Source organism: Rathayibacter iranicus NCPPB 2253 = VKM Ac-1602 (assembly GCF_003149025.1).
Taxonomy (GTDB): Bacteria; Actinomycetota; Actinomycetes; order Actinomycetales; family Microbacteriaceae; genus Rathayibacter; species Rathayibacter iranicus.
Window position 1 is genome coordinate 1 of sequence record NZ_QGDV01000047.1, and the last position, 1,341, is coordinate 1,341.

Genomic DNA, 1,341 nt, shown 5'->3' on the forward strand with positions numbered 1-1,341 from the left:
ATACCGACTACCGTCGACCCTACGAAACATTCGCCGAAACCATCACAGCTATCATCGGCTTAAAATTCTATAGAAAATCGTTTTGAATAGGCCTCAATGTGGGAGCCCTACGGATAACCTCCTCAACAAATAGGTCATTTGGAGGCTCCCTATCAAAAGCACCATTCAGTGAAATAACATATGTTGTCTTTATGATTACACTTTCAATCATCGCACATTGAGGCTTATGCAAAACGGAATCGCGCACTTAACGAAGGTGCCTTTGACCTGGGGTTTTGTGATGCTCAAGCGAGTTTTGCATAAGCCTCATTGTGAACAATGACATGGACAGTCTTGATCGGTTGCCCCTCAATAACCGCGCGAAAGCTGCCGTGTTGGCTATTCACATGTCGGACTCTTGATGGTCATCGAACGGACGTGAGGGATCAAGCCCCTGGCGCTCCTCTTCGCGCTCAACATTCGCCCAGCGTGGTGAAAAGACTTGAAGGACGATCTTTGCACCAAAATTCTCTACTGCGAGGCGGCTTGAATCGTCGAAATCCCAGTGATATTGACGCATACCAGGAGTCTTCGTCTTTCCGCCGTCGAGGATGACGTTGACGTCGTCAACGATCGCGCGGAAGCTTGACCTCAGATCAGGTTCCAGATCGTTATCTATGTTTCGTACTCTGTCTGAGACTGGGATGTTGACTTTTAGAACGCATTCATCGCTCAAGAGCACGTCGACCCGGTTACCATTCAGGGGCAGCGCAGCAAGCAGATCAATGCCACTTTCGCGGTCTGAAGTAACCTCCCAATGAAGCCTTTCGGCTACAGACTTTATATCCGCTCTCGTAGCAGGCCATTTTAGTGCTCGAAAAGCCTCGATTATCGGGCGTAGTTGGTCGGCGTCCAGCCGTGCGAAATCGTTCATAATTCTCCTAGTATAGACATTCGTGCGCTTGATCGCAAGGTTTGTTACTCCAATACCAGAGCGCTCTGGTCGAGTACCAGATCAGAGACTTCCACGGTTCCGTCCGGTCGCGCTCTGACCATCTGATATTCGATCTTGATCTCACCTTTCTGCAGTTTTTCGAGAACGCCAGGATTCTCGTCCAGCCAGGCCCGAAACTCCGGATCTTTCTGGAATAGGTCATTGAAGTAGGTCGTAGAACCTTGCCCCGCCGATTCTCCGTCGACTTTGCGACCTGTACTGCTGAGCTTCGCATCGCCACCTTTCGCTTCGGTGAAGGTCAGCCGGGTTCTATCTGGGGATTGGGTGATCAGGTCGAATCTGTCGCGCACAGCGTTCGGTCTATTGAGGACTTCGGTGTCACCAAGCGCTTCTCGATATGCTGCCGC

General features: G+C 50.6%; 2 protein-coding genes. Both read right to left on the reverse strand.

From position 1 onward, the window contains the following. Nucleotides 1-382: 382 nt before the first annotated feature. Complete coding sequence (locus B0H03_RS16395; RefSeq protein ID WP_127843896.1) at nt 383-913, reverse strand: DUF6301 family protein; 531 nt, start codon at nt 911-913, stop codon at nt 383-385. Between the two features lie 44 nt (nt 914-957). Beyond that, the coding region (locus B0H03_RS16400) for a hypothetical protein (RefSeq protein ID WP_207774266.1) at nt 958-1,341 on the reverse strand (384 nt) is incomplete at its 5' end.

Excerpts from the sequence above, each read along its gene's own strand:
- B0H03_RS16395 (WP_127843896.1), bottom strand. The coding sequence starts at position 913 with ATGAACGATTTCGCACGGCTGGACGCCGACCAACTACGCCCGATAATC.